Raw genomic sequence first — 25035 nt, 5'->3', positions numbered from 1 at the left:
CGCTACTTCTGCAAACCCGCCTGGAACTGGCTCCAGCGAGCTTCCAATGCCTCTCTGCTGAGCCCTTGTGGCTCACACTCGAGTGCAACACCGGAGAATGAGTCGTACCCCATGCCCTTCAGTCTCGGGTGCAGATGGATCACGAGCGTCTCCGGATGGATGCCAAGCAGGTCCAGATCGAAGAGCGTGTGGATGTCCGCACGAAGCAGCAGCCCATTGGAGGGATGGTTGTCCTTCTCGCCCAGATAGGGGGAGATGTGAGCCGCTTCGAGCAGGTCTGGCAGCCTGCACCGGGTCACCACGCAAGTATCCCTGAAGCGCTCCCGGAGCTTCTGACGGAAGGCGGCCTGTCCCCGGCGCGCACGGATTTCACGTGCGATGCGCTTTCTTTCATCACGCCCATCGGGAACGTACGCATCCTCTGCCGCATCCGCCGCGACCAGACCGAGGCCCCGCACCGCTTCGGGTAGCGCCTCGGCCATGCGAAGCAGGTTCTTCGCCATACCCTCCAGGAGCGAGAGGTCCACCTCCTGCATGGCGAGCTGGCCGTTGTATCTCGGGCAGGCATCACGCACTTGCTGCACAGGGATTGTGCCGCGAACAGCCTGGAAGGCTCCATCGAACCAGGCCGAATAGCGGATGCACTGCTCCGAGGTCACATCCGGCTTGTCGAACTCATGGCCATCCCTGCACCGGTACTGCGGACGCTTGTTCTTGCGAACCTTGATGGTGGCAATCCCGCATACCGAGCAGCGGCTCAACTCCTTGGATCCATCGTGCGCAAGAATCCTGGAGATCTTCGCAATGCCCAGGACCTTCACCCGATTGCAGAGGATCAGCAGATCCCCTTTGCTCAACTGTAGATGATTAGGGACGAAGCTGTCGTAGCGGTAGACCGTCTCCAGCTCGTCGTCATAACCCACATTTCCTGCGTACTCGCGCTCCGAGCCCAGAGAGAGCACCAACCAGGCACGTCCTGTGTCCATGCCCGCAGTGGAGGGTCCTGAACGAGAGACAGTGAAGGACTCGAAACATGGGGTGGAACAACCTCATCTCCGAAGACACCTGGGCCAGTGCGGTCAGGCTCGGGCGTCTCATTCACATTGATTCATCCTGGTTACCTGGCTTCGTGGGATTCCTGTCGGCCATCCCCTGGACGAAGCAGGGCACCTTGACGGGCCGGGTGACGGGTGCGACCCATGTCAGCAATCTGTCCGTCACCGCGGTCGGCAAGGGGCTCTCCGGCATCACGAAGCTGGCCGAGGATGGCTCCTTCAGCATCGACGTTCACGGTGACGAACCCGGCCAGGTGGACCTCTTCGCCCGGGAGACCGAGGGCACCACCAAAAAGGTCCTCCGGGTCGGGCTCCTGAGGGGCATCGCCGTGAGCTCCGGCACCACCATCAGCGGGTTGGAACTCGCGCTCGATCACCCGGTGGACCAGTCCCTCGCCGTGACGGTGGAGGGCAGCCGCTACCAGGGCAGCTCGGTGAGCGCCTCGCTCTGGTACATCCTGGACGGCCAGTTCCTCTTCAGCACGGACGCCTCCGGAACAATGCCCCTCCCGGTCCCGGCGATCGCTCGGACGGCCCCATTCGACACCATCACCCCCATGCTCAACGTCACCTCGGGTGACGCGACGAATCTCCAGGGTGGAGCGGTCCAGACGAACATGCCCGTGAGCGACACCTCGTCCGCGAAGGTCACGTTCCTGGCCCCCCTGAGCATCACCTCGCCGACCGTGGGGACCCAGGAATCTCCGGGCAGCGCCTCGCGCTCGGGCCTCGTCCTGCGCTGGAGCCCCGATGTCTCCGCGCACCTGACGGAGGTGGAGCTCGCCGCGAAGGTCGGGCCGGGTCCCCTCGATTGGACCGTGGTGGCGCCCGTCTCCATCACCTCGTTCACTCCCTTCCCGCTCCCTGCAGACATCGCTCCGGTCACCACCTTCCCCGCCGGCTCCTACAGCGTGTGGGCGACCACCACCTGGCGGGCCAAGGCGAACAGCTACGCGGACTTCTTCACCGGAAGCCTGACCCACGACCCGTACGAGGAGACCCGGACGACCCGGCTCCTCACCTACGTCGAGCTCCAGTAGTCACCAGACGCCGGGCCCGCTCCTCCCGTCTCACTTCCGAGGAGCAGACACCGAGCAGGTACAGGCAAATCCACGGCGGCGAGTGGTACCTGCGATAGGCTCCAGGGTGAATGGACCTCGCCGCCTCCGTCCCAGTTCCGTGTCCACGCGCGGGCGTGCTCGCCCTGGTGTCCCTGGCGCTGGTGACCCTCTTCGGGTGTGCCAGCGCCAGCCACTCCGTCCGATTGGACACGGGCCAGGGGAAGCCCCTCGTCCACACGCCGCGCAGTGGCCAGGAGCCCGTGCGGCTGCGCGAGGACGAATTCCAACGGGCGCTGACCTGGCTCGCCCGTGACGTGCGACCCTCCTCACAGCCCCTGCGCCATGCCCGGGAGCTGATGTTCGAGTCCTGGCAGCGGGAGGTGTACCTGGAGTGGACGGGCCGGTGACGACCAAGCGCAAGCGAGCCCGGCCCGGGGACATTCTCGAGATCAGCACGCCTCGAGGGCTGGCCTATGTGCATTACACTGCCAGGGACCCGGAATACGGGGATGCCATCCGCGTCCTACCCGGATTCTTCACCACTCGACCATCGGACTTCACGGCCCTGGCCACCAGTCCGGATGCATACTTCACCTTCTACCCAGCGGCCGTGGCGGTCTCCCAGAGGATCGTCGAGGTCGTCGCTCATCAGCCCGTTCCGCCAGAGCAAGGGCTTCCCACCGTATACCGGCGAGCTGGAGCAAGGAGCCGGGAAGGCAGGGTGCTGGCCTGGCTGATCTGTGAAGGGATGAAGGAGACATTGGTGCGGGAACTCAACGACGAGCAGCGCAAATTGCCCATCGCCTCCATCTGGAACCATGAGGCTCTGGTGTATTCCCTCACGGAGGAATGGCGGCCCGAGCAGGACATCGGCAGTCCCCCGGAACCGGAGGGCACGGTTGCCTCGTCAGCTGAGCCCAAGTCAGAGGAGAGCGCCTCGGACGTCTCCAAGCCCCGGCATGTCAGGCACTACCTGTACTTCACCACGGCGAAGGTGGGCAAAGCGGTGGCGGCCCAGCTCGTCACTCGCGGCTTCGAAGTGACGAGCCGCAAGAGCGCCGATGGGAAGAACTGGCTGGTGCTGGTCGAGCACTTCGTCAGCGATGGAGAGCAGTTCGACTCGGCGCGGGATTCCCTGGAGCACCTGGCACAGGAGCACTCCGGTCAATACGACGGGTACGAACTGGAGGTCGCCTCCCACCCGAAGTGAACGAACCGGCGGAGTCGGCCTGCTCGGGGTCGAGCGTCACTTCTCCGACTGGCCCGAGCGCGACCCCTTCCCGTGCGTCCGCGCGTGCCGTCCCGGGGTCTGTCCTGGCTCCTTCTTGGACACACCGTGGTCCTTCTGCGGCGGGCCCGGGTCCCGCTGCGCGGCCAGGAGGCGCTCGACCTCCGCCTGGAAGACGGGGTCCTCGCGCGGCACGGTCGCTCGGGGAATCCCCGCCCGCATGATCTTCTCGATGCGCTCGACCATCAGCCGGTCCTTCGCCGTGGCGAACGTCGAGGCCACGCCACTCGCGGAAGCGCGCGCCGTACGGCCAATGCGGTGCACGTAGTCCTCCGGCGCGTGCGGCAGGTCGTAGTTGATGACGTGCCCCACGTCCTCCACGTCCAGTCCCCGCGCCGCGATGTCCGTGGCCACCAGGCACCGGTACGTCCCATCCCGAAAGCCCTTCATCGCCTGGTTGCGCTGGTTCTGCGTCCGGTCCGCGTGCAGCACCGTGCACCGGTACCCCGCCCGCTGCAGCGCCTGGTGCACCTTGTCCGCCCGCTCCTTCGTCCGCGTGAAGACGAGCGCCGTCTCCTCGTCCCGCGCCAGCAACGTGAGCAGCAGCGCCGACTTCTCCTCGGGCTTCACCACGTACAGCCGCTGCTCGGCGCGCTCGGCGGGCGTGCCACTGCGCGTCACCTCCACACGCACCGGCCGGTACAGCTCCTCGCGGGCGAAGCGGCTCACGTCTGGTCCCAGCGTCGCGGAGAACAACAGCGTCTGCCTCTTCCGAGGCAGCGCCGCGAGGATGCGCTCGAGCTGCGGCTGGAAGCCCATGTCCAGCATCCGGTCCGCCTCGTCCAACACCAGGGCCTCCAGATGCGGGAACGCCGCGGCGCGCGACTCCAGCAGGTCCACCAGCCGCCCCGGCGTGGCCAGCACGAGCGTGGGCTTGCGCTTGAGCGCCTCCGCCTGCGCCGCCATGTCCTCGCCGCCGATGACCACCGCGTGCGAGACACCGCGCGACCCACCGAAGAACTCCACCGGCTCGGAGATCTGCTGCACCAGCTCGCGGGTGGGTGCCAGCACCAGCCCCAGGGTCCCCTTGCGGCCCGCGAAGCGCTCCACCAGGGGCAGCACGTACGCGGCCGTCTTGCCCGTCCCCGTGGCCGCGCAGCCGATGATGTCCCGGCCCTCGAGCGCCGGGGGAATGGCCTGGGCCTGGATGGGGGTGGGCCGTGAGAAGCGCGCGCGGCGCAGGGCGTCGAGGGACTCGGGGGACAGACCGAGCTGCTGGAAGGTATCGCTCACGGCATGGGGGTACCACGCCGTCCCCGCGAGGGCCATCCAGCCGGCGAGCCGTTCGCTCAGAAGCTGCCAGCCAGCACCATCGCCTGGTGGTTGGCGCCGAGCACGAGGGCCGGCTGGACCTGGAGCCCCCGTGCCTTCTTCCGAGCGCTGGAGGACAATTCGTATCCCAGCAGCGCCCCCGCCATCGCCAGGGGAATGGGCGCGACCACGAGGATGCTGGCGAGCGGCTCGCGTGAGCTCTCCGCCAGGTTCCACAGCCCCACCGTCGAGAGCGCTCCCAGGGCGAAACCTCCGACCGTCCACAACAGGCTCCCGTCCCCCGCCATCAACGCGCCGCCCCACCAGACTCCCAGCGGGAAACCGGCGGCCATTCCCGCGAGCGCGAAGGGAAGGACCCCCCGGCCGTCATCGCCGCTGAACAGACGGAGGCCGCTCCCCATCATGTACAGCCCCACGCCCACGAGCCCTCCCGCGAGGCCGGTCCCCAACCCCGCCCCCGTCTCGACGAGCAGCCTCATCCCCAGGGGGTGCTCGAGTGGAGCCACCTGCACGACATCCGGGATGCGCCTCGGCGCGTCTCCGGCCGGCTCCTCCACGAGCCGCAGCCGCGATCGGCTCCCGCCCTCCCGGGTGGGAGCGTCCCAGCTCCTCCCCTGCTCCGCCCCAGCCATGGCCGGGACCAGGAGCAGGAGTGCCAACACACACCGCAAGGCCACGCATCTGGACATGGGGAGCCTCCCACCCGGCGTCGTTCACTCGTGGCCTTAGCACACGTGCGACTTCCCCGGCGCGGACAGCCCCACGGCGGCGAGCGGTACTTCATAGAAGTCGCCCTGGCCATTGCCCGGTGAGGCCAGCCGCTCGGCGAACTCCTTCGCCATTCCCGATCTCCCATGGCCACATCCAACAGCGCCGCCTGCGCCGCGTCCTCGGCATCCTCGCGGCACGGCAGCAGCCGCGCGCAGAAGCCCTCCAGGAGCGGCTGGAGGCAGGTGAAGGCAGGCCAGCCACCGCCGCAGCTGCTGACGTTCGCTGTTCTCCAACAGCATCGTGGCCCTTATGGGCCGCTGCCTGGAAAGCGTGACACCCTGTCCGTCTCTAGAGGAAGATCAAGCCCGGACTCAGGAAATGAATCGGGATTCAGCGAAAAAACCACCCGCGTCCCGGCTGCGCGCCCGCCTCCGGGAGGCGACCACGGACGCCATCCGCTCGGCGGCGGAGGAGGTGTTCGCCGAGCAGGGATTCGGGGCCCGGATGGAGGACATCGCCGCGCGGGCGGGGGTGTCGGTGGGCACGCTGTACAACCACTTCGAGGACCGTGACGCGCTGCTGCTGGTGCTCATCCAGGCCCGGCGCGAGGCGCTGCTGGCCCAGGTGGACCAGGTGCTCGCCGAGGTGGAGGGCCGCCCCGTCCGGGATCAATTGCGCGCGCTGCTCGACGAGGTGTTCGGGCACTTCCACGAGCACGCCCGATTCTTCGCCATCGTGGTGCAGTCGGAGGTCTTCCGCGGCTCCGGCTACCCCCAGCGAGCGGGCACCCTGGTGGAGCTGACGAAGCGGGTGGAGCAGCTCCTCCAGCGCGGAGTCGCCGCGGGACAGCTGCGGAGCGAGGGCTCGGAGTTCTACGCGACGCTGCTGCTGGGCATGGTGCGAAGCGTGCTCATGCGAGCGGTGGAGACGAAGCAGATCGACGACCTCCTCCGGGGCGCGGACACACTGCTTCGGGTCTTCCTGCGGGGAATCGAAGTCTGAGCCGGGGCGTGTCAGGTCTTCCGGCCTCCCCGCGTCCGTGCTCCCTGGATTCTTCATTTCCTCCCACGGCCATGACCTCCTTCGCGCCCACGTCATCAGTCTCAGTCTCAGCGGCGAACCGCTCGTCGCGAGACCCGCGTGCGCGGCGCGAGGTGGCGCTCTGACCGGCTGAGTCCGTCAGCGCCTTCCCTGGCCGACCCCTCGGGCCCGCGTGGTCCGAGGGGTTTTTCTTTTTCCAGCGCTTTCACCCGGGCCGGCCCGGCCCACAACCAGGAGCACTCCCATGGGCACGCAGAAGACGCACGTCAACGTTGGCACCATCGGCCACGTGGACCACGGCAAGACGACCCTCACCGCCGCCCTCACCCAGGTGATGGCCGCGCTGCATGGCGGCAAGGGTCTGGGCTACGACCAGATCGACAGCGCGCCCGAGGAGCGGGCCCGCGGCATCACCATCAACATCACCCATGTCGAGTACGAGTCGGCCACGCGTCACTACGCCCATATCGACTGCCCCGGTCACGCGGACTACGTGAAGAACATGATCACCGGCGCCTCGCAGATGGATGGCGCCATCCTGCTGGTGGACGGCTCGCAGGGGCCGCAGCCGCAGACGCGTGAGCACATCCTCCTGGCGCGCCAGGTGGGCGTGGCGCACATGGTCGTGTTCATCAACAAGGTGGACGTGGCGGACCCGGAGCTGCTCACCCTGGTGGAGCTGGAGACGCAGGAGCTGCTGACGACCCAGGGCTACAAGGACGTGCCGGTGGTGAAGGGCTCGGCGCTCAAGGCGCTCGAGGCCGTCACCGCCGGGCGGGTGGAGGATGACGCCACGCGCTGCATCCGCGAGTTGGTGGACGCGCTCGACAGGCACATTCCGGAGCCGGTGCGGGACTACACCTCGCCGTTCCTGATGCCCGTCGAGGACGTGTTCACCATCTCGGGGCGCGGCACGGTGGTGACGGGGCGCATCCAGCGCGGGGTGCTCACGGCGGGGGCGCAGGTGGAGCTGGTGGGGCTCGGGGGCCCGCGGGAGGTGGTGGTGACGAGCATCGAGTCCTTCCACCGGCAGTGCCCGGAGGCCCGTGCGGGGGAGAACGTGGGGCTGTTGCTGCGCGGGCTCAAGCGTGAGGAGGTGGCCCGCGGCCAGGTGCTCTGCGCGCCGGGCTCCATCCACCCGCACGCCGAGGGTGAGGCCGAGCTGTACGTGCTGTCCGCCAACGAGGGAGGCCGCCACACGCCGTTCGGGACGGGGTACACGCCGCAGTTCTTCTTCGGGAGTACGGACGTGACGGGGACGGTGGAGGTGGTGGGCGAGGGGCTCGTCCAGCCGGGTGACAGGGCCCGGGTGGGCTTCCGCCTGCTGCGCCCCATCGGGGTCGAGCCGGGCATGCGCTTCGCCATCCGTGAGGGTGGGAAGACGATTGGCGCCGGCGTCGTCACGGCGGTGAGGTGACAAGGGGAGCGCCGCTTCCGGCAACGGGGGCGGCGCTCCCTTTCCTACTTCGAGCCGGGCTCGTCCAATCCGGCCCGCTCCGCCGCCAGCGCCCCGAGCGCCGTCCAGTCCTTGTCTCCCAGGCCCCGGGCCACGCCTTCGACGAGGTGGTCCCTCACGAGGCTCGCCAGGGGCATGGGCACCTCCGCCGCTCCCGCGGCCTCCAACGCCAGCCGCACGTCCTTGAGACCCAGCCGCAGCTTGAAGCCCGCGGGCTCGTACTGCTCCCTGGCGATCAGCTCCGCGTAGCGCTCGAAGATGGGCGAGCGCGCGAACACCGATTGGAACACGGACAGGAACACCTGCGGCTCGATGCCCGACTTGCGCGTCAGCGCGAACGCCTCCCCCAGCGCCTCCGTCATCGAGGCGATGAGGAAGTTGCCCGACAGCTTCACCACGTTCGCCGCGGACGGACGCTCGCCGAGCACCGTGAGCCCGCGCCCCACCGCCTCCAGCAGTGGCCGGCACCGCTCCACGTCCTCCTTCGCGCCCGCGGCCAGCACCCAGAGCTGCTTCGCCTGCGCCGCCTCCGGCCTGCCGAACACCGGTGCCGACACGTACCGCTGCCCGGCCTTCGCATGCGCCTCGGTCAATCGCTCCGACAGCGCCACCGAGATGGTGCTCGACGAGACGTGGAGCGCTCCCCGGCCCAGCCCGGCCAGCAGGCCCGTGTCTCCGAAGACGACCCCCTCCACGGCGGCGTCATCCGCGAGCATGGAGAAGACGACCTCCGCCCCCCGCGCCGCGTCCGCCGGCGAGTCCGCGACCCGCACGCCCTGCTGACGCAACGGCTCGGCCTTCTCGCGCGAGCGGTTGTAGACGGCCAGCTCGTGCCCCGCCGCGCGCAGGTTCCCCGCCATGGGCTGGCCCATGTTCCCCAGACCGATGAAGCCCACCTTCATGTGCTCTCCTCCGGAAGCGAGCCGCCAGAGCTACCAGGAAAAGAGAGAGGGCCCCAGGTCATGCGGACCTGGAGCCCTCTGAAGACGACAGTTCGTCCGCGCCTCGCGTCAGTCCTTGACGGGCGTGGCCTTGAGGGCGGCCTTGCCCTCCTTCACGTACACCTGGAAGCGCACCGTCTTGCAGGCGTACTTCTGGACGAGCTGCTCCTTGTTCTTGCGCAGCTTGGCCACGAATTTGTCGTAGGTCAGGCCGTCGTTGGGCTCGCTGCACTGCTCGCGCGTGGCCACGAACTCGCGGAAGACGTCCTGGAAGTGCTGCTCCTCGGACCAGGCGATCGCTCCGCTGGGAGGAGGAGGCGGCGGAGGCGTGGCCATGCCGCCCATCGGCGTGCCCATGACGGGCGTGGGCGCCAACGACGGAGCGGCCACCCCGGGGTGCCCGGGCGCGCGCTGGACGGGAATCTCGGTCGTCGCGGGACGGGCCGCGCGAGCCAGCAGTTCCTGCGGGATGGCCGCCACGCGGGTCCTCTCGGGAGGAGCGTCCTCATCGCCGAAGCCCGAGGACGGCAGTCCGGCCTGTGCCGCGGCCGCCGCGAACGGATCCGCCGCCTGCTGCAGCGAGTAGGCCGCCGTCGGCTGGTCCTCGAAGGCGAACGCGCCCCGGGGGGCCGCCGCCGAGGCGACGCCCGGAGCCGGGGGTGCATCCGCCGAGGGGAACGGGAAGGCATCCGCCCCGGGACGCGCGGCGAACGGGTCGTTCCCGGACACTGGAGCCGGGGGGAACGGGAAGGCGTCCGCGGCGGGAGCCTGGGCCGCGTACGGATCCGCGCCCGGAGCCGGAGGCGGAGGGAACGGGAAGGCGTCTCCGGCCGGGGCGGGCTCCGCCTGCACGGGCCGCGCGGCGGCGGGCGCCGCCGGGAAGGGGAAGTCATCCGGGCCAGGCACGGGCGGCTCCGGCGTGGCCTGCACGGGCAGCGCCGCCGCGACGGGCGCGGGAGCCGGCTCGCTGGCCTCCTCCTCCTGGCCCTTCTTGCCCTTCTTCTTCTTCTTCTCTTCCTTCTTGGCGGGAGCCGCGGCCGAGGCGCTCTGACCCGAGCCCATCACCAGCGTCCACACCAGGGAGAAGCCCAGCAGGCCCACGAGGCCGTAGAGGGCGTTCTGCTGGTAGTCCGCCAGCGCGCTCATGAAGGGCCGCACGCTGGACACGGCCACGACCTCGTAGCCCCCGTCCAGCGCCTTGCGCGAACCCACCGCGAGCGGAGCCTCGCCGCCCTTGAAGTCATCCGGCTGGGTGAGCAGCGGCAGCTTCACCTGGGGAAGCTGGGCGATGAGCCCGCGCACGCCCCCGCGCTGCACCACGTGGCCCACCTGGCCCGCCTGCAGCTTCTCGAGGGCCTCGTCGGCGAGCGCCTTCTGCGAGCCCGCCGAGCCCAGCACCTTGTCCCCCTTCACCACCGCGAGCGCGGCAACACCGGACGAATGGGCCGCGGACTCCAGCGCCTTCTCGTCCACCACCAGCGGCGCGCCCACCAGGACGGTCGCGGCCACCTGCGAGCGGCCGCCCTCGGCGTTCCACAGCACCGGCACGGCGAAGAAGACATGGGCCGCGTCGAACGCGTCCACCACCACGCCCTCGCTGCCCGCCTTCAGCAGCTCCTGCACGTTGAGCGTGTCATCCGACGCGGGCTCGCCGTCGGCGCGCGCGTACAGCGAGCCGTCGTTGGTGGCGAGCGCGAGGACGATGGAGCCCTTGAGCGCCTCGGGCACCAGACCCTGGGCGGAGGAGCGCAGCCCGGTGAAACGCTCGGCCACGGGCGGCTCCACGATGCGGATGCCCTTGCCCCTGGGCAGCGGCACCACCTGGGGCTGCACCGCGGACGCCACGTCCGGGCTCGCCGCCAGCTTGAGCGCCAGTCCCTGCACCACGAGCCGGCGCGCCTCCAGCGCCCGGGCCACCTCGGAGATGGCCGCCAGGGTCGGCGCCGAAGCACCATCCACGGCTTGGGCGCTCAGCGGTCCCGACAGCAGGGGGAGATGAGCCAGTCCCAGTCCGAGGACCAGGAGCGCGAAGAGGAAGAACTTGAAGCGGACCATCGCCGACCTTTAGCCCGGGGTGAAGGGTCCCGCTTATAGCTTCCACCGCTCGGGGCCAGCAAGAATCGGGGCAGGTCCGCCTGGGAGCCCGGACACCAACCAGGGGTCCGGGCTCCGCCCGCGCGCTAGAAGCGCACGTCGTCCGGCAGGCCCTGGCTGCTCGCCTCCCGTCGCTTCTCCACGGTGCGTTTGACGGTCTTCTCCAGACGATCACGCGTCGCGTCGATTGCCTGGAACATGGTCTCCGCGGTCTCCGTGATGTGAATACCCGCGAACCCCGGCATCCGCACCGTCACCCGGCACTCCTGGTCCACGCCCCCCTTGGGACCATTGATGTCCACCATCGCGATCTCGATCTCGGTCGCCTCGTCGTCGATGTACCTGGCGATGGGTTCCACCAGATGCTGGTTGGCGTAGTCCCGCAACGAGTCGGTCAGATCCAGGTGGACTCCTCGCATCAACACCTTCATGCCGTCACCTCCCTTGGGCCTTCAAAATGGTCAGCCCGGAAGCATTCGGTGAGCGGCTTTCGTGCGAGCTCCCTCGCCCGCCCACCTGCCGGGGGACGGAGCGCCGGGCGGACGCGGACGATTTCGCCCACCACTGGGGTTGCTCAGTCGCATGGGAGAGCGAATCAAGGTCTTGCTGGTCGAGGACGACGGCGACAGCCGCGAGCTCCTCGCGGAGCTCCTCGAGGTGGACTTCGACGTCATCACGGCGCCGGATGGAGTCTCGGGGCTGAGGGCCTTCGAGGACGGTCACCCCGACGTGGTGGTCACCGACGAGTCCCTTCCCGGGATGTGTGGCACGGAGCTCGCCCACGAGGTGAAGCACCGTCAGCCCAAGGCGGGCGTCATCCTCGTGTCCGGCTACACCAACGTGGACTCCGACTGCTGTGACGTGGTGCTGCGCAAGCCCATCGATGTCGAGCGCTTGTCAGCGGCGGTGGGAAGTCTGGGGGAAGCAGCCAGGCACTGAGGCGGTCCGTGCTAAAATCGAGCCCGGTTGCCAGGGTGTGGTTCCTGGAGGGAGGCCCGATGAAGTACTGCATGCAGTGCGGTTCGGAGTACCAGGACGGCGTGAAGGAGTGCGCCGACTGCCCCGGCAGCCTGCTGGTGGACGCGGAGACCCTGCGCCAGCACCAGGCCCAGTCTTCGAGCGAGGCGGACACCCGCAAGTTCGTCCGCGCGGCCACGGCGGAGGATCCGCTGACCGCGGACGACTACGTCCGCGTGCTGGAGACCGAGCGCATCCCCGTCTTCGTCCGCCCGCGCCGGACCGGCTCCGTGGACGTCCTCACCACCGGCGTGCTGGAGCCCTGGTGGGAGATCATGGTCGGCGAGGAGTACCTGGAGCGCGCCATCCAGCTGCTGTCGCGCGAGAAGGCCGAGCTGGACGCCACCGCCGACGAGGCCGCCCGTGCCGCCGAGGAGGAGGAGCTGGCCACGGAAGCCACCAGCCCTCCACCCGGAGCGATTTGAGCGGGTCCGCGAGCCGTCAGGGGGAGCTGACGAGCTCGCCGTTGCCCGAATCGGGGTTGCGCGCCTCGTAGAGGCTCACGCCGGAGACCTTCCACTTGTCGTACTTCGCGTTGCGCGCGAGGAAGGTCTCCAGGTCCTCGTCCACCACCCGGCCGTTGCCATCGACGCCTCGGCGCGCATGGCGCAGCCAGGTGCGCTTGCCCTTCTGCACCACGAAGCCCAGGTGCGTCACCCGCGTGGCCTTCAGCGGCAGGTCCTCGCGCAGCACCACGAGGATGGTGCCCGAGGGCAGCTGGCGCGCGTGCGCCATCACCTTGTCCAGCGGAATCATGTCCAGGCTGTAGGTGCCCCGGGGCTGGTGCGCCTTGGGCAACCCCAGCGCCATCGAGGAGCGCGACGTCCAGGTGAGCGCGGTGAGCGCCTTCTGCACGCGCACCGTGTCCTCACCGCCGTAGCGCCGCGTCACGTCCGCCAGGAAGCCCTTGCGCTGGTTGTTGGGCAGCCACTGGGCCTCCATCAGGTGGTTGCGGTCCTCGTAGGTGGGGGTGTTCGCGTACCGGAGGCGCTCGAGCAGCCCCGCCACCTCGGCATCGGCGCGGGCCATGCTCATGGCCATCGCCTGCTCCACGAAGGTGAGGCAGTCCACCGCGTCCAGCCGGAAGGTCGGGTCTGGATCCACCCCGCTCCCCTCCCCCAGCGGAGAGTGGACATAGGGCGTGCCCAGGAAGCGCTCGCTCACGCGCAGCAACCGCTCCCGCAACGGGAGGCGCGAGTCCTCGGAGATGAAGGTGGCGCGCTCCTGCTCACTGAGCGAGGCCCACACCACCACCGGGGCCGTGGCGGGCTTGCGCGCCGGCGTTCCGGGCGCGGCCGGGGCCGGCGAGGTGCTCGAGGCGGGCGCGTGTGCGAGCAGTGCCCCGGCCAGGGCGAGTGCCTTCATTTCACCACCCCGGCCTTGCGGAGGATGGCCTTGCGCTCGTCATCCGCGAGCTGGAGCGTCTCCAGTTCCTTCTCGTAGGTGAGCTTCTCCTCGCCCTTGGCGTTCCACGAAGCGAGCACCAACCACGACATCATCGTCTTGTCGCCTCCCTGGTAGAGGATGCGGGCCGCGCCGGCCGCGAGCGTCCGGTCCTTGTCCTCCAGCAGCGGGCGGAGCGCGGGGGTGGACTGCTTCACCGGAAGTCCCTCGTAGAGGGCCAGGCCCTGGCGGCGCACCAGCTTGTCCTCCGAGGCCAGCAGCTTGCGCGAGAAGTCGAAGCCCTCGGGAGCGCCCAGCAGGCACAACCCGCGGGCGGCGGAGAAGCGGGTGCTCTCCGAGCTGTCGTCGAGGAAGGCCTTCAAGGCCGGCGCCTGCTTCTTGTCGCCCGAGGCTCCCACCGCCTCCAGCAGCAGGACGCGCGTCTGGGGATCCGTCTCCACGCGCGCCGAGTCGAGGAGCGCCTTGCCCACCTTGGGGTTGCGCGTGGCACCCAGGGCGCGAGCCACCTCGCGGCGCACCCCGAGCGACTTGTCCTGCAGCAGGGGCAGCATCACGTCGGTGCGTTGGCTGCGCAGCTTGCCCAGGCCCTGGACGGCGTACATGCGCACCGCCCCGTCCTCGTGCCTGGCCAGGGCCACCAGGGTGGGCTCCGCCGTGCGCACCTCCAGCCCGGCCAGCACGGCCGTCACGTCCCGCAGCCGCCGGGGCTCCAACACCCGGGGGAGGGCCTGGGAGATCATCCCCGCCGCGTGGGCCTCCTCGCGCAACAGACGCAGACGGGAGACGGCGGTGGGCACGGCCAGCTTCCCCTCCAGGACCTGAAGGACGAGTTGCTCCGTCTCCGCGCGGCGCTCCACGCGCTTCTGCACGGAGGGCGGCGCGGCCAGGACGGACGACGAGGTGAGTGCGAGGACGAGCAGCAGGCAGGCGGGCAGGGTGCGCACGGCCGGCCACGATGACAAGCCCCGCGCCGGGCTGTCAAAACCCCGTCCCGGCCCGCTCCCTCCCTCGGAGATGTGGGAGTGCCCGATTCTTGACCCTCCCCGACGCGATTGATACGACCGGGGCCAGTGTCTTCCAGCCCTTATCCCGAGGCCCCTCCCATGAAGCGACTCCTGGTACTGGTGGCTGCGGCGGGAGCCCTCGCCGGCTGTGGTCCCGTGAGGTCCACTTCGCACCTGTTGGATGCCGAGGTGCAGATCCAGGCCGCGCGCACCGCTGGCGCCGAGAAGCTGGCCCCCTACGAGTGGACGGCCGCCAACCTCTACATCCACAAGGCCCGCGAGGAAGTCAGCTACTCCGACTACCAGGCCGGTGTGGACTTCGCGGAGAAGGCCGCCCGCTTCGCCGCCGAGGCCCGCCAGCGGGCCATGGCCAACGCCAACGGCGAAGAACTTCCTCCTTCCAGCCCCAACCCCTGACGCGAGAGCCCCCTCCCGATGCGACGTCTCTTCGCCTCCTCGCTGCTCCTGCTCTCCGTGGCCTGCGTGAGTGGTAACAAGGTCCGCGCGGACTCCGAGGTCATCCAGGCCGACATCGAGCGCGCGCGCCGCAGTGGCGCCATGCGCTGTGCCCCGGTGGAGCTCGCCACCGCCGAGGCCCACCTCGACTTCGCCCGTGGCGAGCTGAGCCAGGGCACCAGCTACCGCGCCTCGGTGCACATCCGCACCGCCGAGACCGCCATCAAGCGGGCGCTCGAGTCCTCCAAGAGCTGCGCGCCCCAGAAGGTGCTGGTCAAGGAGAAGCCGGACACCCCCACCCCGCAGTCGCCCACCCAGGTGGAGATCACCCCCAAGCCCTCGCAGCAGGTGGTGGTGCAGATCGAGGAGCGGGACTCCGACGGCGACGGCATCTTCGACAAGGACGATCCCTGCCCGGACCGCGCCGAGGACCGCGACGGCTTCGAGGACTCGGACGGCTGCCCGGAGACGGACAACGACAAGGACGACGTGCTGGACGGCAACGACAAGTGCCCGCTCACGCCCGGCCCGCTGTCCAACCAGGGCTGCCCGGAGGACGCGCCCAAGGACAGCGACGGCGACTCGGTCTCCGACAACGCCGACAAGTGCCGCGACCAGCCCGAGGACAAGGACGGCTTCCAGGACGAGGACGGCTGCCCGGATCCGGACAATGATCAGGACGGCCTCATCGACACTGCGGACAAGTGCCCGGACGCCGCGGGTGCCATCCAGAACCTGGGCTGCCCCCGGACGGACAAGGACGGGGACGCCGTCGAGGACTCGCAGGACAAGTGCCCGGAGGAGCCCGAGGACAAGGACGGCTTCCAGGACGAGGACGGCTGCCCGGACCTGGACAACGACGCCGACGGCATCCCCGATGGCATCGACCGCTGCCCGGTGACGTCCGGCCCGCTGGAGAACGGCGGCTGCCCGGATGACGACAAGGACGGCGACGGGGTCGTGGATCGCCAGGACGTGTGCCCCGAGCAGGCCGGTACCAAGGAGATGCGCGGCTGCCCGGATCCGGACACCGACAAGGACGGTCTGGTGGACCGCATGGACGTGTGCCCCGAGCAGGCCGGTCCGAAGGAGATGCGTGGCTGCCCGGATCCGGATACCGACAGGGACGGCATCCCGGACCGCGTGGACGTGTGCCCGGACGAGCCCGGCGTGAAGGACGAGCGCGGGTGCGCCAAGAAGTACAAGATGGTCGTCGTCAAGAAGAACAAGGTCGAGATCAAGAAGCAGATCAAGTTCGCTTCCGGCTCGGCGAAGATCATCGGCAAGGAGAGCTTCGCCGTCCTCGACGACGTGGCGCAGGTGCTGCTCGACATGCCGAGCATCAAGAAGATCCGCATCGAGGGCCACACGGACTCGCTGGGCAAGGACCTGGTCAACCTGAAGGTGTCCCAGGCTCGGGCGGACTCGGTGATGGCGCAGCTCATCAAGCGCGGCATCGACCCGGGCCGGATGGAGGCCGTGGGCTACGGTGAGGAGAAGCCGATCGCCACCAACGGGACGGCGAAGGGCCGCGCGGAGAACCGCCGCACCGAGTTCAACATCGTCGAGCAGTAACCCCCTCTCCCTCCGGGAGAGGGTCGGGGTGAGGGTGCCGCGTCCTCCGGGCCGCGAGCACCCTCTTCCTTTTCAGGGACTCTCATGAACTCCAACGGGAGTGAGGGTCCTCAGCCGTCCTTGAGCAACTCGTGGAGCACTTCGGTGGCGTAGGAGCCCTTGGGCAGCTCGAAGGTGAGCACCACGTCCTCCCCTTCCACCTCGAGCGACGGATTCGAGAGCCGCACCCGGTAGGGCCTGCGCCCGCCCTGGGTCTCGTCGCCCCCGCGCTTGAAGTCGTCCAGCGTCACACCCTCATCGGCGAGCAGCTTCGCCTCGGCCTCGGCCACGGCATGAGCGGACGCCGTCATCTTCGGCCCGAAGAGGGGCCCGGCGGGGCTCACCTCCCAGGAGGCGGCGCGGGGCCCATCCACCTCGGGCGACTCGCAGACGAAGAGGCCTCCCGTCTCCTCCTTGCGCAGCACGTCCCCGAGGAGCGCCGTGTCGAAGGTGCCCGCGCGCAGCCGGTCCACCAGGGCGCGGTTGAAGAGGCGGGACTGGAAGGCCGAGAGGTACAGCTTGCGCTGGAACTTGTCGGGCCGGCGCGGCAGCCGCTGGCCCAGCACCAACAGGCGGCCGAAGTCCGCGTTGTCGCCGTCGCGGCCGAAGCGCTGCTCGCCGAAGTAGTTGGGCACGCCCCGGGTGCTCAACCGGGAGAAGCTCTCGCGCGCCGCGCCCACGTCCCGCACGCCCCTCAGGCGCAGCCGGAAGCGGTTCCCCCGCAGGTGCCCGGTGCGCAGCTTGTTGCCATGGCGCCGGGTCCACAGGACGCGCACGCCCTCCAGCGAGAAGTCCGGGACACGCGGCTCGGCCTTTGCCGGCACGGAGAGCAGCTGCCGGGTGATGGCCTGCCGGTCCTTCATGCCGGCCACTCCCACGTCTCCCTCGTCCACGCCCAGCGCGGTGGCCAGGGCACGCACCAGCTCGCGGGTGTCCCGGCCGCGCTTCTCCACCCAGAGGTACAGGTGCTCCCCCTCCCCCGAGGGCTGGTAGGCGGGGAGCTCCTCCACCTCGAAGTCCTCGGGGACGAGCTTGAAGGCGCCACCGCACCCCGGCACGTCCTCCGTCAGCCGGGGGAGCCGAGCGTCGCTCATGACCCGCCGAGCGTGGCGAGCATGTCCTTCACGCGCCGGGCGAGGTCCTCGTCCGCGCGAGACTCGAGCAGCTCACCGGCCTGGAAGAGGAGGAAGAACATGACGTCGCTGAGCGCCTGCCGGAAGGCGGCGAGCGGCTCCGGCCCCAGCGAGGCGCGGTAGCGCTCGTAGGACTCGACCAGCCGGACATCCGGCAGGCTCCCGTCCTGAGCGAAGGCCAGCCCCGCCAGCACGGGCGACGAGGACAGCGCCTGGCCCGAGAGCGCGGCGTTGGCCGAGGCGATGAACTCACGCGCCAGACCCTGCTTGGACACCTCGGAGGCGATCTCCCGGAAGATGCGGTTGAAGACGCGCACCACCTCGCGCACGTCCAGCACCGGGGTCTGCGTGGCCGACTGGGTGATGGCGCGCAGCCCGGACTGTGACACCCGCACCGCCGGCAGGCCGGTGGAGGACGGGCGCACCACGGGAATGCCCATGAAGGTCTTCGGGCGCACCGCGGGGAGGCCGGACAGCGACTGCGCCGTGCCACCCATGGGCTTGTCGGACAGCTGCACGAAGCCGCCCTCCAACAGGCCGTAGACGACCTTGGTGACGTCGAACTCGGACAGCCGGGCGGCCTGGCCCAGGTCCAGCAATGTGCGGCGGCCGTCCACCAGCGCCAGCACCTTGTCCTCATCCGCGTCCAGCTTGGCGTTCATCTGCCCCTTGCGCAGCACGTACAGGCGGCTGTGGGGGATGCGCTTGCGGAAGTGCGCCAGCTCGTCGATCTTCCGGATGCTGTCCATCAGCAGGCTCTGCGTGGACAGCTGGATGTTGTGGCCGAGCTTGTCCTCCACCGGCTGGTCCACGAGGAAGAAGCTGCCCTCGCGGCACAGGACGATGGCGTGGAAGATCTCGCTCACCTGGTGGGTGACGCACTTGAACAGGTCGTGCGCCTGAAGCAGGCCGCGCTCCACCAGGGTGCGGCCGATCTTCGAGGGAGGCTGCTCGCGCAGCACGGTCTCCAGCTGGGGCCGGTCCACGTAGCCCAGCCGGACGAGCACCTCGCCCAGCCGGTCCGCCACCACATCCGAGGTGGCGCCGCGCACCTCGCCCTCGCGCAGGATGACGGAGCGCTCACCGCCGGGCGCCTGCACGCGGACGACGCCGCTCCAGCGCGCCTGGCTGAGGAAGGCGATGAGGTCCGACAACGGGAAGCCAGCCGCGTCCCCGGACAGCACCACGCGCGGAGCGGCCAGCGCGCCGCCCTCTGCGGGGGTGCGCGAGAAGACGAGCAGATCCGGCGAGGTGGGCTGCAGCACGTACGAGCCCGTGCGGCCCACCAGCGGGGAGGGCTGCTGCGCACCCTGACGCTCGTCGGGGACGAGCTGGGAGCCGTCGATGCGGAAGCGTTGGCTCATGGCGCCATCAGTCGGCGGCCCACGCGTTCTTGTTCGCGCGCCACTCGAGCTCGTCCTCCAGGGTGTGGGTGAGCGCGTCCTCGGTGAGGCCCATGTTGGCGTCGTAGGAGCGGCCGTTGAAGAAGAGGCTGGGCGTGCCGTGGATGTTGGCCGCCTGGCCCAGGTTCTTGTACTTCTCCACTTCCTTCGCGTAGGTGCCGGCCTGGAGCGCCTTCTGCAGGTCCGCGCCCTTGAGCCCCAGCTTGTTGGCGATCTCCACGATGCGCGCGGGCGACAGGTTCTGCGCGTTCTCGAAGAGGGCGTCGTGCATCTCCCAGTACTTGCCCTGGTCACGCGCCCACATGGCCGCCTGGCCGGCGGGAATGGCGTTGGGGTGCATGGGCAGGGGGAACGGCACGGCGCACATGCGCACCCGGCTGGCGTTCTTCTTCGCGAAGGCCTCCAGCAGCGGGCGGGCCTTGCCGCAGTAGGGGCACTCGAAGTCGAAGAACTCCACCAGCGTCACCTGGGCCTTGGGGTCGCCCATGCACATGCGCGGGTCCACCTCGAGCGTCTTCCGGGGGGCGCGGAAGGAGGCGTAGTACTCGGAGAGCGCGACGATGATCTCCGTGGCCGGCACGCCCGCGGCGGCCTGCTTCGCCGCCAGACGGGCCATGCGCTTGCCGTGCTGGCAGGTGGTGTGCCCCTTCAGGCACTGGCCCAGGGTGTGGGGGCAGCCGCAGTAGCAGAACTCATCGGTGAGGACGGTGGACAGCTCGCGCTTCGCGGCGGGCGGCAGCGCGGAGAAGTCCATGCCCGGAATCCCGGAGAGCACGTCGCCACCGCGGGCCGGAGCGGCGGCCGGGGGAGGCGCGCTCGGAGCCGGGGCGGCAGGCTTGGGGGCGGCGGCCTGGGGCGGAGCGGCGGCCTCGGAGCTCTTGGAACAAGCAGCGGCCAGCAGCGCCACGGAGAGCGCCAGGAGGACTCGATTGAAACGGGCAGGGAGCACGGGCCGGTCTTAGCGATGCGCGCGGGGCTTGTAAAGCAACCCCGGCTCTGCGAGGGAGGGGCCCCGCGATATGCCCCGAATCCTCCTGCTGCATACCGGCGGCACCCTGGGAATGGCCGGAGGCCGCCCGTCCGCCCTGCGTCCCGCCGCCTTCTTCAAGACGCTCGAGCGCCGCTGCCCCGAGCTCTTCCAGCTCGCCGACATCGAGCTGGAGCTCTTCTCCAACCTGGACAGCTCGGAGATGCAGCCGGAGCTGTGGAGCCGGCTCGCCGAGCACCTCCACCGCCGGCTGCCGGACTTCGACGGCGCCGTGGTGACGCACGGCACGGACACGCTCGCCCACACCGCGAGCGCCCTCTCCTTCATGCTGCCCGGGCTGCCCAAGCCGGTGGTGATGACGGGCTCGCAGCGGCCCCTGGGTGAAATCCGCTCGGACGCGCGGCTCAACCTCATCGACGCGGTGCTCTCCGCCCTCCAGGGGCCTCCCGAGGTGAGCATCTGCTTCGACTCCCACCTCTACCGCGGCAACCGCACCCGCAAGGTGAAGGTGTCCGAGTACGACGCTTTCGAGAGCCCCAACTGCCCCCTGCTGGGCATACTCGGAGTGGATGCCACCTTCGCGCCGGGTCTGCGACAGAAGGGGCCCTTCCGCCTGCGCGAGAAGCTGGAGCCCCGCGTCTTCCTGCTCAAGGTCTTCCCGGGGTTGGATCCCGCCCTGCCCCTGGCCCTGCTGCCCCACGTGCGCGGCCTGGTGGTGGAGGCCTATGGCGCGGGCAATGTCCCCATCGACCCGGCGCTCGGGCGCTCGCTGCTCCCGCTCTTCCGGCAGGCCCGCGAGCGCGAGGTGCCGGTGGTGGTGGTGAGCCAGGCGCACCGCAATGGGGTGGACCTCACGCTCTACGAGTCCGGGGCGGCGGCACTCGCGGAGGGGGCGCTGAGCGGGGGCGACATGACGCCCTCGGCGGCGCTGGTGAAGCTGATGCAGGGGCTCGCCTACCACCGGAACAGGGAGGCGCTGGCACGCTTCATCCAGACGCCAATTGTCGGGGAGATGACCGAGCGCCCTCCAGCCGTTCAGGAGCGCCCGGCCAAAAACTCGAAACGCGCGCGTTAGGAGCGACCATCCGTGGGCGTCCGGTCCGAGGCCTGCTTGCTGGTAATCATCTCCGGCCCATAAGATGGGGGGCACGATGTCCGACGAGAAGACCGCCGTCCATTCGATTTCGGACCTGCTGGGTGCCGCGGCGCCACAGCAGCAGAGCGCGTATCTGATCGTCATCAGCACGAAGTCTCCGGCGGGCATCGGCCGGATGTTCAAGCTGGATCGATCGGAGACGGTGCTCGGCCGAAGCACGGAGGCGCAGTTCCAGGTCGAGGACGATGGCATCTCGCGCAAGCACGCGAAGGTGGTGTCGCTCGGGGATGGGCGCTTCCAGCTGGTGGATCTGGGCAGCACCAACGGCACGTTCCTCAACGGGCTGAAGGTGAGCGCCGCGCCGCTGTACGACGGCGACAAGATCCAGATCGGCTCCAACACGGTGCTCAAGTTCTCCATCCAGGATCAGCTGGAGGAGGCCTACCAGCGCAGCATCTACGAGTCGGCCACGCGGGACGGGCTGACGCGCCTGTACAACAAGAAGTTCTTCCTCGACACGCTGCGCAAGGAGTTCGCGTACTGCCTGCGCCACCGGGTGGCCCTGTCCCTGGTGATGTTCGACGTGGATTACTTCAAGAAGATCAACGATGTGTACGGGCACCCGGCCGGCGACTACGTGCTGGCGCGCATCGCGCAGCGGGTGAGCGACACCATCCGCACGGAGGACCTGTTCGCGCGCTACGGAGGCGAGGAGTTCGCCCTGATGCTGCGCGAGTCCGGTGAGGAGCAGGCCCTGTCGTGCGCCGAGCGCTGCCGGGTGGCGGTGGACCGCACGGACTTCATCTTCGCGGGCACGCCCATCAAGGTGACGATCAGCCTGGGCGTGGCCACGCTGCACGACTCGGACTTCGCGCAGGCGGAGGACATCATCGCCGCAGCGGACAAGTACCTCTACCGGGCCAAGCGCGCGGGCCGCAACCGCGTGGACGGCAAGGCCATCAGCGGTCCGTGAGTCAGGCCCTCTCCCCCTGGGAGAGGGTCGGGGTGAGGGTCTACGTCCCCTCGATCTCCAGTCCCGGCGTCTCCGCGAGCATCTCCACGCGGTTGCCGCCAGCGGACCGGGCCGACTCCAAGGAGTTCTGGGCCTGGCGGATGAGATCGGAGAAGGACAGCTCCCGCCCCGGAGCGAGCGCGGCCAGCCCCACGGACACGGTGGGGTGGATGACCTTGTCGTCGAAGGTGAGACTGGAGCGGGCCACGCGCTCGCAGACGCGGCGGGCCACGGTGTGGGCTCCGGCCAAGTCCGTGTGGGGAAGCAGCAGCAGCACCCGATCCGCCGAGTACTGCACCGGGTAGTCCGTGTCGCGCAGGGAGCGCCGGATGGCGAGCGCCAGGCCTCCATGCAGCTGCTCGCGCAGCTCACGGCCCACCCGCACCTCGAACGGATCGAAGGCCACCAGCGCGAGGGCCAGCGGCAGCCCGTGGCGCCGCGAGCGCTTCACCTCGACGAAGACGAAGTCCTTGAAGTGCGCGAAGGCGTAGAATTGGGTGAGCGGATCCAACAGCGCCTCTCCCGAGGTGCGCACCGTCTCGGGAGCGGACGCGGAGCGCTCCCGGCGCGCCTTGCGCACGGACGGGCCGCGGGTGAGCGTCCGCAGCTTCACCAGCTCGGGCAGGCGCACCCGTAGATCCTTCGGAGAGACGGGGAGCGGAAGGACGCCCTCCGCGAAGCTGGCCTTCCCGGGCTTCTCCTGGGCGGCCAGCACGAGCGCCTGCGGAAGCTGCTCCCGCACCGCGCGCGCCACCTGGGCCGGCCTCTCCACCGTGGGGCCCAGCACCACCAGCTGGGCCCGGCCCTGTGCCTCCTCCCACCCCGCCACGGCGGACACCCCGAGTCCCGCCTTCTCCAGGCCCTCCTTCAGCTTGCGGCGCCCGGCGGCACCCGGCTCGATGACGATGGCTCGTGTAATCCTCATTCCCACCTCTCCAGACCTCACACCATAGCGACGTACCTGGACGGCCCGCAAGGGGCGCGCGGGCCGTCAGGGAGGGCTGAAGCCGAGCCGCTCCAGTCCCCGCCGCGCCACGTGCTGGACATGGGAGTCCGGGTCCTTGGCGAGGGCCTGACTGAGGGCGGAGGCGGCGAAGGGCCCCCCCAGCACCCCCAGCGTCCGCGCGGCGGCCACGCGCACCGCGGGGACACTGTCCTCATGCAGCGTCTGGGCGAGGGGTTTCACGTGCTGGGCCCGGCCGATCCACTCCAGCGTCCGGGCGGAGGCCTCGCGCACGGCGGGGTGCTCGGAGCCGAGCAACGCCACCGCGGCCTCCGCCTGTCCCAGCTGGCGCTGCTGGCCCACCACGTCGAGGGCGGCGACCACCACCTCCGGCGCGGAGTCCCCGAGCGCGGCGGCGAGGGCCTTGTCTCCCTCGGGAGAGTGCGGCACGGCGAGCGCCCGCACCGCCCCGGCCCGCACCAGGGCCTGCGGGTCCTGGAGGAAGGGGGACAGCACCTGGAAGCGGCGCTTGCCACCGCCATCACAATCGGGGAGCTGGCCCACCGCCTCGCCCCGGGTCTCCGCGGGGAGCCGCGTGTCGCGCGCCACCTCCAGGAGGAAGGGCTCACAGCCCTTGTCGGTCGCGGCCACCTGCAACCACGCGCGTTGGGTGGCCAGCGTGGCCCCGTCCGCGCGGATCCGGCGGGCGGCGGTCTCCATCAGCGGCAGGCCCTCGAGCTCGGCGAGCCCGCGCGCCGCCTGCCGGCGCACCAGCACCTCCGTGTCGCCCAGGGCGCGCTCCAGCTCGCGCTGCGCCAGCGGGCCGTAGCGCCGCAGCGACTGCACGGCACCGCGCCGCTCCGTGATGTCGGCGGAGGCGAGCCCCTTCTGCAGCTTCTCCAGGTGCTGGGAGTAGATGGCGAAGAGGCGGTTGATGAGGACCTGGTCCGCCGGCTTCGCCTCCTTGAGGAGCATCCGCCCCACCGAGGTGCCCTGCTTGTCGGCCACGGAGAGGAGCGCGGAAGCGGGGGCGGCGTCAGCGGACTCGGGGCGTCCCTCCATGGCCCCGAGCACCACCCGGGCGGGTGGCTGGCCGAGGAAGGTGGCGAGGTGGGCGAGCGCCTCACCCCGGAGGGCGGCGTTCTCGGCGTACACCTCTACCTCCAGGGCCTCCCGGATGGCGTCCCGGCGAGACCAGACCCGGGCCGCCGCCGCCCCTCCCCTGCTCCCCGCGTCCTTGAGCAAGGAGGCGGTGGAGCGGCCCGTGTCCGCGGCGGCCCGCGCGGCGGTGAGACAGGCGAGCACCTCCTCCTTGGCTGGGACGTCGGCGACCCAGTCGGCGAGCACTCGGGATTCGGTGAGGCCGCGGGCCTTCGCCTGGGCCCGTAGGGATCCCCACCGCACCCGCCAGTCGGGGTCGGAGAGGGCCGATTTCAGCGCCGCCGAGGCATGGAGACCAGGCCTGCGCCCCAGCTCCATCACCCAGGCATCGGAGCGGCCGGAGGTGACGCACAGCTTGCAGACCTGGGTGCGAAGGGCGGAGTCCTGGATGTGCCTCTGGCAGGATGTCCAGCAGCCGATCGCTCCCTGGCCGCCGTGCTGACCGGCGGACAAGAACAGGACGAGGAAGAGGGCGGGGGTCACGGAGGGTCTATTTTAGCCTACCCGGCAAGCCCTTTTCTGCGGGTGTCCTTGCGTTTTCACGCCCGCTGCGTCATATCGGCGCCCCCCAACATCTAGCGCACGCGGAAGGAGGTGACAGGCATGCCCGGCATTCGAGTGAAGGATGGTGAGTCCATCGAGAGCGCCCTCAAGCGCTTCAAGAAGGCCACCGAGAAGGCTGGTATCCTCTCCGAGATCCGTAAGCGCGAGCACTACGAGAAGCCTTCCGTGAAGCGGAAGAAGAAGGCTCTCGCGGCCAAGAAGCGCGCGGTGAAGAAGGCGCGCAAGACGTACTAGCCGCCCCACGGGAGCCGGGGCCGCGTCAGTTCGCGCCCTGGCTCTCGTCCCTGTAGCACCCTTCCCACACATTCCTGGAGCCCTGTC

Annotated in this window: 25 protein-coding genes and 1 pseudogene; 12 read left to right on the top strand and 14 right to left on the bottom strand. The window is 69.9% G+C overall.

Features of this window, described 5'->3' with window-relative positions; all coding sequences use genetic code 11:
* Positions 1–2: 2 nt before the first annotated feature.
* Positions 3–962: an HNH endonuclease gene (locus NR810_RS23115; RefSeq protein ID WP_257455521.1), complete on the bottom strand. Its 960-nt coding sequence runs from the start codon at positions 960–962 to the stop codon at positions 3–5.
* Between the two features lie 167 nt (positions 963–1129).
* On the opposite strand from NR810_RS23115, the gene NR810_RS23110 reads away from it, so the two are divergent.
* The 3 genes from NR810_RS23110 (at position 1130) to NR810_RS23100 (ending at position 3326) form a co-directional block, all read left to right on the top strand.
* Positions 1130–2095, top strand: coding sequence for a hypothetical protein (locus NR810_RS23110; RefSeq protein WP_257455441.1), 966 nt, complete (start codon positions 1130–1132; stop codon positions 2093–2095).
* Between the two features lie 110 nt (positions 2096–2205).
* The gene (locus NR810_RS23105; RefSeq protein WP_257455440.1) at positions 2206–2523 is read left to right on the top strand and encodes a hypothetical protein; all 318 of its coding nucleotides are present in this window, start codon (positions 2206–2208) and stop codon (positions 2521–2523) included.
* Between the two features lie 356 nt (positions 2524–2879).
* Entirely contained in the window at positions 2880–3326 is a 447-nt protein-coding gene (locus NR810_RS23100) for a ribonuclease E inhibitor RraB (RefSeq protein WP_257455439.1), read from the top strand.
* A gap of 36 nt (positions 3327–3362) precedes the next feature.
* On the opposite strand, the gene NR810_RS23095 is transcribed toward NR810_RS23100, so the two are convergent.
* The 3 genes and pseudogenes from NR810_RS23095 to NR810_RS52840 form a co-directional block, all read right to left on the bottom strand.
* Positions 3363–4637, bottom strand: coding sequence for a DEAD/DEAH box helicase (locus NR810_RS23095; RefSeq protein ID WP_257455438.1), 1275 nt, complete (start codon positions 4635–4637; stop codon positions 3363–3365).
* Positions 4638–4693: 56 nt separating this feature from the next.
* A complete protein-coding gene (locus NR810_RS23090) occupies positions 4694–5365 on the bottom strand; it encodes a hypothetical protein (RefSeq protein WP_257455436.1) in 672 nt (223 codons plus the stop codon).
* Positions 5366–5508: 143 nt separating this feature from the next.
* Positions 5509–5589, bottom strand: a pseudogene (locus tag NR810_RS52840) (hypothetical protein); the annotation flags it as partial.
* Between the two features lie 176 nt (positions 5590–5765).
* Here NR810_RS52840 and NR810_RS23085 point away from each other — a divergent pair.
* On the top strand, positions 5766–6389 hold the full coding sequence (locus tag NR810_RS23085; RefSeq protein WP_306818420.1) for a TetR/AcrR family transcriptional regulator: 624 nt from the start codon (positions 5766–5768) through the stop codon (positions 6387–6389).
* A 283-nt stretch (positions 6390–6672) separates the two neighbouring features.
* Positions 6673–7845, top strand: coding sequence for an elongation factor Tu (gene tuf / locus NR810_RS23080; protein WP_257455435.1), 1173 nt, complete (start codon positions 6673–6675; stop codon positions 7843–7845).
* A gap of 44 nt (positions 7846–7889) precedes the next feature.
* Here tuf and NR810_RS23075 read toward each other — a convergent pair whose 3' ends face one another.
* From NR810_RS23075 to hpf, 3 genes are all read right to left on the bottom strand, one after another.
* Positions 7890–8786, bottom strand: a complete 897-nt coding sequence (locus tag NR810_RS23075; protein WP_257455434.1) for an NAD(P)-dependent oxidoreductase — start codon at positions 8784–8786, stop codon at positions 7890–7892.
* 108 nt (positions 8787–8894) lie between these two features.
* Positions 8895–10880, bottom strand: a complete 1986-nt coding sequence (locus tag NR810_RS23070; protein WP_257455523.1) for an MXAN_5187 family protein — start codon at positions 10878–10880, stop codon at positions 8895–8897.
* A 125-nt stretch (positions 10881–11005) separates the two neighbouring features.
* Complete coding sequence (gene hpf, locus NR810_RS23065) at positions 11006–11350, bottom strand: ribosome hibernation-promoting factor, HPF/YfiA family (protein WP_257455433.1); 345 nt, start codon at positions 11348–11350, stop codon at positions 11006–11008.
* 151 nt (positions 11351–11501) lie between these two features.
* Between hpf and NR810_RS23060 the strand changes: the two genes are divergently transcribed.
* Together NR810_RS23060 and NR810_RS23055 are read left to right on the top strand one after the other, a co-directional pair.
* Positions 11502–11858, top strand: a complete 357-nt coding sequence (locus NR810_RS23060) for a response regulator (RefSeq protein ID WP_257455432.1) — start codon at positions 11502–11504, stop codon at positions 11856–11858.
* 59 nt (positions 11859–11917) lie between these two features.
* Positions 11918–12361, top strand: coding sequence for a DUF2007 domain-containing protein (locus NR810_RS23055; protein ID WP_257455431.1), 444 nt, complete (start codon positions 11918–11920; stop codon positions 12359–12361).
* A 16-nt stretch (positions 12362–12377) separates the two neighbouring features.
* On the opposite strand, the gene NR810_RS23050 is transcribed toward NR810_RS23055, so the two are convergent.
* Positions 12378–13301 (bottom strand): DUF1460 domain-containing protein, encoded by a 924-nt coding sequence (locus NR810_RS23050; protein WP_257455429.1) that lies wholly within the window; start codon positions 13299–13301, stop codon positions 12378–12380.
* A complete protein-coding gene (locus NR810_RS23045) occupies positions 13298–14284 on the bottom strand; it encodes a HEAT repeat domain-containing protein (protein ID WP_257455428.1) in 987 nt (328 codons plus the stop codon). Before NR810_RS23045 ends, NR810_RS23050 begins: the two co-directional genes overlap by 4 nt.
* 159 nt (positions 14285–14443) lie before the next feature.
* On the opposite strand from NR810_RS23045, the gene NR810_RS23040 reads away from it, so the two are divergent.
* Both NR810_RS23040 and NR810_RS23035 read left to right on the top strand, forming a co-directional pair.
* Complete coding sequence (locus tag NR810_RS23040; protein WP_257455427.1) at positions 14444–14761, top strand: DUF4398 domain-containing protein; 318 nt, start codon at positions 14444–14446, stop codon at positions 14759–14761.
* 18 nt (positions 14762–14779) lie between these two features.
* Positions 14780–16375: an OmpA family protein gene (locus tag NR810_RS23035; protein ID WP_257455426.1), complete on the top strand. Its 1596-nt coding sequence runs from the start codon at positions 14780–14782 to the stop codon at positions 16373–16375.
* Positions 16376–16485: 110 nt separating this feature from the next.
* On the opposite strand, the gene truD is transcribed toward NR810_RS23035, so the two are convergent.
* Genes truD through NR810_RS23020 form a run of 3 tightly spaced genes read right to left on the bottom strand, consistent with a single transcriptional unit; the run spans position 16486 to position 19899 of the window.
* The gene (truD, locus tag NR810_RS23030) at positions 16486–17508 is read right to left on the bottom strand and encodes a tRNA pseudouridine(13) synthase TruD (protein ID WP_257455425.1); all 1023 of its coding nucleotides are present in this window, start codon (positions 17506–17508) and stop codon (positions 16486–16488) included.
* Complete coding sequence (locus NR810_RS23025; protein ID WP_257455423.1) at positions 17505–18911, bottom strand: DUF4388 domain-containing protein; 1407 nt, start codon at positions 18909–18911, stop codon at positions 17505–17507. Before NR810_RS23025 ends, truD begins: the two co-directional genes overlap by 4 nt.
* Before the next feature lie 7 nt (positions 18912–18918).
* Positions 18919–19899 (bottom strand): DsbA family protein, encoded by a 981-nt coding sequence (locus NR810_RS23020; RefSeq protein ID WP_257455421.1) that lies wholly within the window; start codon positions 19897–19899, stop codon positions 18919–18921.
* Positions 19900–19969: 70 nt separating this feature from the next.
* Between NR810_RS23020 and NR810_RS23015 the strand changes: the two genes are divergently transcribed.
* Positions 19970–21013 carry an asparaginase gene (locus NR810_RS23015; protein WP_257455420.1) on the top strand — a complete coding sequence of 348 codons (1044 nt, stop codon included), beginning with the start codon at positions 19970–19972 and terminating at the stop codon, positions 21011–21013.
* A gap of 76 nt (positions 21014–21089) precedes the next feature.
* Positions 21090–22007: a GGDEF domain-containing protein gene (locus NR810_RS23010; protein ID WP_204220536.1), complete on the top strand. Its 918-nt coding sequence runs from the start codon at positions 21090–21092 to the stop codon at positions 22005–22007.
* 40 nt (positions 22008–22047) lie between these two features.
* Here NR810_RS23010 and NR810_RS23005 read toward each other — a convergent pair whose 3' ends face one another.
* Positions 22048–22971 (bottom strand): GGDEF domain-containing protein, encoded by a 924-nt coding sequence (locus NR810_RS23005; RefSeq protein WP_257455418.1) that lies wholly within the window; start codon positions 22969–22971, stop codon positions 22048–22050.
* Positions 22972–23037: 66 nt separating this feature from the next.
* Positions 23038–24633, bottom strand: a complete 1596-nt coding sequence (locus tag NR810_RS23000; RefSeq protein WP_257455417.1) for a HEAT repeat domain-containing protein — start codon at positions 24631–24633, stop codon at positions 23038–23040.
* Positions 24634–24753: 120 nt separating this feature from the next.
* On the opposite strand from NR810_RS23000, the gene rpsU reads away from it, so the two are divergent.
* Positions 24754–24948, top strand: a complete 195-nt coding sequence (gene rpsU / locus NR810_RS22995) for a 30S ribosomal protein S21 (RefSeq protein ID WP_002621505.1) — start codon at positions 24754–24756, stop codon at positions 24946–24948.
* Positions 24949–25035: the final 87 nt, after the last annotated feature.

The organism is Archangium lipolyticum, assembly GCF_024623785.1.
Taxonomy (GTDB): Bacteria; Myxococcota; Myxococcia; order Myxococcales; family Myxococcaceae; genus Archangium; species Archangium lipolyticum.
This window is presented reverse-complemented; position numbering and strand designations above follow the sequence as displayed.